Raw genomic sequence first — 6,169 nt, forward strand, 5'->3', positions numbered from 1 at the left:
TTACTTTTGCGCTGTTCAAAAGTGAGCCGCTGTAAGAGCGGAACCCATATCAGCCGTTACCAAAAAAACGGATATGTACTCCGAGCCAAAAGCCGGAACCCATTTCAACACCTCTTATGGTCATTTATGGAAAAGTCAAAGTATCGAAAAGCAGGATTGGCCCTGGTGTTGACCGTCGCAGCGGGCCTGATTATCTACACGGTGCAGGCCCCCGCAGACGCGCCGCAATACCTGACCGCCACCGCCGAACGCAGTGACATCGAAAACGCCGTCCTGGCCACCGGCCTGCTCGAAGGCGTCAAGCAGGTCGATGTCGGCGCCCAGGTTTCCGGCCAACTCAAATCCCTGAAGGTCAAGGTCGGCGACAAGGTCAAGAAGGGCCAATGGCTGGCCGAAATCGACCCGTTGATCCTGCAGAACACCCTGCGCAAAGCCCAGGTCGACGAAGAAAACCTCCAGGCCCAACGCCGCGCCACCGCCGCGCAACTCAAGGAAACCAAATCCGTCTACGAACGCTATCAGGGCCTGCAAGAGGACGAATCCGTGTCCCGCCAGGACTTCGAAACCGCCGAGTCCAACTACGAGGTACAGCGCGCCAACCTGATGTCCCTCGACGCCCAGATCAAAAGCGCCCACATCCAGATCGACACCGCCAAGATCAACCTGGCCTACACCCGCATCGTCGCGCCAATCGACGGCGATGTAGTGGGCATCGTCACCCAGGAAGGCCAGACCGTGATCGCCAGCCAACTGGCACCGGTGCTGCTCAAGCTCGCCGACCTGGACACCATGACCGTCAAGGCCCAAGTCTCCGAAGCGGACGTGATCCACATCAGTCCGGGCCAGCAGGTGTATTTCACCATCCTCGGCGAGGCCGACAAACGCTACTACGCCAAATTGCGCGGTACCGAACCTGCCCCGCAGAATTTCCTCGAAACCCAGACCGCCGGCACCCCCAAGCAAAACACTGCGGTGTTCTACAATGCGCTGTTCGACGTACCCAACCCCGACCACCGCCTGCGCATCGCCATGACCGCCCAGGTGCGCATCGTGCTCGACACCGCCAAGGCCGCACTGACCGTGCCGGTGGCCGCACTCGGCCCGCGCAATGCCGATGGCAGTTTCCCGGTGCGGGTGCTGGACGCCAAGGGCAAGGCCAACACGCGGCAGGTGCAGACGGGCATCAACAACAACGTCAAGGTGCAGATCCTCGATGGCCTGGCCGAAGGCGACAAGGTGGTGATCGGCGACCCATCGCCTGCCGTGGCGGGGGGCTGATTGATGACTCAGCCACTGCTGGAGCTTAAAGGCATCGTGCGCAGTTTCATGGCCGGTGACCGCGAATTCATTGCGCTCAAGGGCATTGACCTGACCATCCACGCCGGGGAAATGGTCGCGATCACCGGGGCCTCGGGTTCGGGTAAATCCACTCTGATGAACATCCTCGGTGGCCTCGACTACGCCACTGCCGGCAGCTACAAGATCAATGGCATCGAAACCCGCACCCTGGGGGATGAGCAACTGGCCGAGCTGCGCCGCGACTACTTCGGTTTTATCTTTCAGCGTTACCACTTGCTCGCGCACCTGAGCGCGTTGCACAACGTGGAAATGCCGGCGATTTATGCCGGTACGCCGGAAACCGCCAGGCACAGCCGCGCCGGGGAATTGCTGGCACGCCTGGGGTTGTCGGGGCATTTGACCCATCGCCCGAGCCAGCTGTCCGGCGGCCAGCAACAGCGCGTGAGTATCGCCCGGGCCTTGATGAACGGCGGCGAAGTGATCCTCGCCGACGAACCCACCGGCGCCCTCGACACCCACAGCGGCAAGGAAGTGATGCGCATCCTGGCCGAGCTGCACGCCGCCGGGCACACGGTGATCATCGTTACCCACGACCCGAAAGTCGCGGCCAATGCCCAGCGGATCATTGAGGTGCGCGATGGCGAGATCGTCAGTGACCGCGCCAATCAGAGTGTCGGCCTCGACCTGCCCACCGAAGCGCCCATCGAGCCCAAGCGCAGCGGTGCGCGCAAGTTGGTGGCGAGCCTCGGGCTGTTCAAGGAGGCCTTCAACATGGCCTGGGTCGCGCTGATTTCCCATCGCATGCGCACCTTGCTGACCATGCTCGGCATTGTCATCGGCATCACCTCGGTGGTGTCGATCTCGGCCATCGGCGAAGGCGCCAAGCGCTATGTGCTCAAGGACATCCAGGCCATTGGCAGTAACACCATTGATATCTTTCCCGGCAAGAGTTTTGGTGACAGCCGTGCGTCAGCCATCGAGACGTTGTTGCCGTCGGATGTGGATGCGCTGAACCAGCTGTATTACGTCGACAGCGCCACGCCGGTGGTGGGGCGCAACCTGTTGCTGCGTTACGGCAATATCGACCTGGACGCCCAGGTCAATGGGGTCAGCGATCGCTATTTCCAGGTCAAGGGCCTGAAGCTCGAAGCCGGAATTACCTTCAGCGAAAGCGACGCCCGGCGCCAGGCCCAGGTGGTGGTGATCGACCACAACGCGCGCCATCGGCTGTTCGCGCCCGGCGTGGATCCGTTGGGCCAGGTGATCCTGGTGGGCAACCTGCCCTGCACCGTGATCGGGGTGACGGCCGACAACAAAAACATGTTCGCCGCCAGCAAGGCGTTGAACGTGTGGGTGCCGTACGAGACGGCAGCGGGGCGGCTGTTGGGCCAGCGTCATCTGGACAGCATCACGGTGCGCATCAAGGACGGCCAGCCGAGCAAGGTGGTGGAAGAGAACGTCACCAAGCTGATGTTGCAACGTCACGGCACCAAGGACTTCTTTACCAACAACCTCGACAGCATCATGCAGACGGTGCAGAAAACCAGCCGTTCCCTGGCGTTGCTGCTGTCGTTGATTGCAGTGATTTCGTTGCTGGTGGGCGGCATCGGAGTGATGAATATCATGCTGGTGTCGGTGACCGAACGCACCCGAGAAATCGGGATTCGCATGGCAGTGGGCGCGCGGCAATCGGATATTCGCCAACAGTTCCTGGTGGAAGCGGTGATGGTCTGCCTGATTGGCGGGATGATCGGCATCTCGCTGTCATTCGCCATCGGCTATCTGTTTTCGTTGTTTGTGAAAGAGTGGGAAATGGTGTTTTCCCTGGGCTCGGTGGTGACGGCGTTTGCGTGTTCAACGTTGATCGGGATTGTGTTCGGGTTTGTGCCGGCGCGGAATGCGGCGCGGTTGGATCCGATTGAAGCCCTGGCCCGGGATTAGGCCGGGAAGAGATCAAAAAATGTGGGAGCGGGCGTGCTCGCAAATGCGCTGGATCAGTCACACATGTATTGACTGACACTGCGCATTCGCGAGCAAGCCCGCTCCCACATTTGTTCCTCGGTGTTCTAGAGAGTGGCGTTTTCTTCTGTGGAATACATCCACCGCATCAATGAATGCCGGCCACTGATGCCCATCTTGATCGCTGCCCGCTTGAGGTAGCTCTCGATGGTATTGACCTTCAGTGCCAACTGCTCCGCCAGTTCCGGCGCGGTACGCCCGGCCAGCAGCCCCACGCACACCTCAAGCTCCCGGCTGGACAGGGCCAGCCCCGATTGCGCGAGGCGCTCTTCAAAGCGCCGGCGCAAGGTGTCGATGCCTTGTTGCTGCGGCGCTTCGCTGTCCGGATCGCTGGGTTGCAGGGCGCTGATGTGTTTTTCAACCATCGGCAGCAGCAGGGAGGAGAAGTCTTGCAGGATGATCCGCTCCTGCTGGGAAAAACTTTCGCAGGGGTTGGAGCGATACACCGACAGCACGTAGCTGACGTCATCCTTGCGCCGGGTCAGGTGCAGTTGTGCGGCGGCCTGGGCCTCTGCCTGCCCTGGCAGCGGGTCGGTGTACACCGGGCTGATCCCCGTCATTCGCGAACTGCCTGCCTTGCGCGGTGAACTCACAGGCATTTGGGTGATGTGCGTGGCGTCGACCGCCAGTTGGGTGAGGATCAGGTCATGCAGCATGCGCGGGAAATGCCGGCTGCCGGTGCTGGCGATGACTTTGCCAATGTGGGGGAACAGGTGTGAGTTCATCATTTCATCCATGAGTTTCAATGAGGGCGGCGTACAGGGCAGTGATCTCCATGACTGCCGCCTCGTATGCTAGTACAGGCTTTCGCAAACGGGCCAATGAATGGATCAAATTTTTTGCGGTGCAGGGCGCAACGGGAGAAGCCCGACCTTTTCAGGCCGGGCTATTGATAAACGTCGCGCCTGCCTGTGAATTTACTTCAAGCGTGATGAACGTTGTGTTGCACCGCCCGGGATTTCGGCTTTACGGCACAGGCCTGCAGGGCTTGGGCAACGTCGGCCAGCAGGTCGGCGACATCCTCAAGGCCCGCCGAGAGTCGCACCAGCCCTTCGGAAATCCCGTGGTGGGCGCGCTGCTCCGGGGTGTAGGTGGAGTGGGTCATGCTGGCCGGGTGCTGGGCCAGTGACTCGGCGTCCCCCAGGCTCACGGCCCGGGTGAACAGCTTGAGGGCGTTCATGAAGCGTCGGCCCATGTCGATGCCGCCCTTGAGTTCAAACGCGATCATGCCGCCGGATTGTTTCATCTGCCGCGCGGCCAGTTCGTATTGAGGGAAGGAGCGCAGGCCGGGGTAGGTCACCCATTCCACCAGGGGATGGGCCTGCAAGGCTTCGGCGATGGCCAGGGCGTTGCTGCAATGGCGGTCCATGCGCAGGGCCAGGGTCTTGAGGCCGCGCATCAGCAGGGCGGCGTCCTGGGGTGACATCACCGCACCGGTCAGGTCCTTGAGCCCTTGCAGGCGAATGCGCTGGGCCAGGGCCTGGCTGCTGACGGCGATGCCGGCGGTGATATCGCCGTGGCCACTGAGGTATTTGGTGGCCGAGTGCACCACCACGTCGGCGCCCATTTCCAGCGGGCGTTGCAGGTAGGGCGTGCAGTAGGTGTTGTCCACCACCACGGTGATACCGGGTTGCCGGTGGGCGATCTCGGCGACGGCGGCGATGTCCACCAGTTGCAGGTTGGGGTTGGCCGGGGTTTCGAAGTAGATCATGCGCGTGGCCGGGTTGATGGCCTCGCTCATGGCGTTCAGGTCGGTGAGGTCGACGTGGCGCACCTTGATGCCGAACTCGCCGATGCCGTGGTGCAGCAGGGCGAAGGTGCAGCCGTAGAGGGTCTGGCTGACGATGATTTCGTCACCGGGGCGCAGCAGGGTCCAGAACGTCGCGGCAATTGCGCCCATGCCGGAGCTGAAGGCGACGGCGGCTTCGCCGTTTTCCAGGGTGGCCATGCGCGATTCCAGCAGGGCCAGGGTGGGGTTGGAGATGCGGGTGTAGAAGTGTCCGCTCTCTTCGCCGGCGAAGCAGGCGGCTCCGTATTCGGCGGTGGGGAAGGCGAAGGTTGCCGTCAGGTAGATGGGCGGCACGAGGGCGCCGTGGTGGTCCTGGGGGTCATAGCCGTGGTGGATGGCGCGGGTGGAAAAGCCGAACGTGTTGTGTTTATTTTTCATGGTCGGACGCTCCTTATTTCCTACAATGCTATGCTTATAACGACGGCTGAACGTTCCATAGTTTGCTGGGAAAAGCCGGTAGATTGGGATGAAAAACAATAAAAACGACGTTTTGAGGCAAGATATGCCCATGCATCTGGATCGGACTGACAAGGCACTTTTAAACGCCTTGCAGGGTAATGCGCGGTTGACGGTGGCGGAGTTGGCGGAGCGGGTGTCGCTGACCACTTCGCCGTGTTGGCGGCGGGTGAAGAACCTTGAGGACAGCGGGGTGATCGGCGGTTATCAGGCGATCCTGTCGCCCAAGGCGCTGGGGTATGGGGTGACGGCGTTTGTCAGCATCATGATGGATACGCACTCCCGGGAAGTTGCCCGGGCGTTTGAGCAAAGGTTGCTGGAGATTCCCGAGATTGTGGCGTGTCATAACGTTTCGGGGCGGTATGATTTTTTGTTGGAAGTGGTGGCGAAGGATCTGGAGTCGTTTGGGGAGTTTGCGCGGGAGGTGTTGCAGGGGTTGCCGTGTGTTAAGGAGATTTACTCGAGTTTTTCTTATAAGTCGGTGCGGCCGTTGCGGGTGATTCCTTTGCCGGAGTGATGGTGTACATATCCGTTTCTTCGGTAACGGCGGATTATGGTTCCGCTCTTACAGCGGGTCACTTTTGGCAAACGCCCCAAAAGTAACCA

At 60.9% G+C, this 6,169-nt stretch carries 5 protein-coding genes; 3 read left to right on the forward strand and 2 right to left on the reverse strand.

Translation table 11 applies throughout. The annotated features are described in order from the left end of the window. The first annotated feature begins 126 nt into the window (after nt 1–126). Nucleotides 127–1,278, forward strand: coding sequence for a macrolide transporter subunit MacA (gene macA, locus ACW9I6_RS29800; protein ID WP_177020133.1), 1,152 nt, complete (start codon nt 127–129; stop codon nt 1,276–1,278). 3 nt (nt 1,279–1,281) lie between these two features. After that, entirely contained in the window at nt 1,282–3,240 is a 1,959-nt protein-coding gene (locus ACW9I6_RS29805; protein WP_003212489.1) for a MacB family efflux pump subunit, read from the forward strand. A 125-nt stretch (nt 3,241–3,365) separates the two neighbouring features. Here the strand turns inward: ACW9I6_RS29805 and ACW9I6_RS29810 are convergent, their stop codons facing one another. Further along, nucleotides 3,366–4,055: a helix-turn-helix transcriptional regulator gene (locus ACW9I6_RS29810; RefSeq protein ID WP_008430163.1), complete on the reverse strand. Its 690-nt coding sequence runs from the start codon at nt 4,053–4,055 to the stop codon at nt 3,366–3,368. A 185-nt stretch (nt 4,056–4,240) separates the two neighbouring features. Beyond that, complete coding sequence (locus tag ACW9I6_RS29815; protein ID WP_177042413.1) at nt 4,241–5,485, reverse strand: methionine gamma-lyase; 1,245 nt, start codon at nt 5,483–5,485, stop codon at nt 4,241–4,243. A 124-nt stretch (nt 5,486–5,609) separates the two neighbouring features. Between ACW9I6_RS29815 and ACW9I6_RS29820 the strand changes: the two genes are divergently transcribed. After that, nucleotides 5,610–6,080, forward strand: a complete 471-nt coding sequence (locus ACW9I6_RS29820) for an Lrp/AsnC family transcriptional regulator (protein ID WP_008430161.1) — start codon at nt 5,610–5,612, stop codon at nt 6,078–6,080. Nucleotides 6,081–6,169: the final 89 nt, after the last annotated feature.

Source organism: Pseudomonas sp. SDO5522_S412 (genome assembly GCF_054071215.1).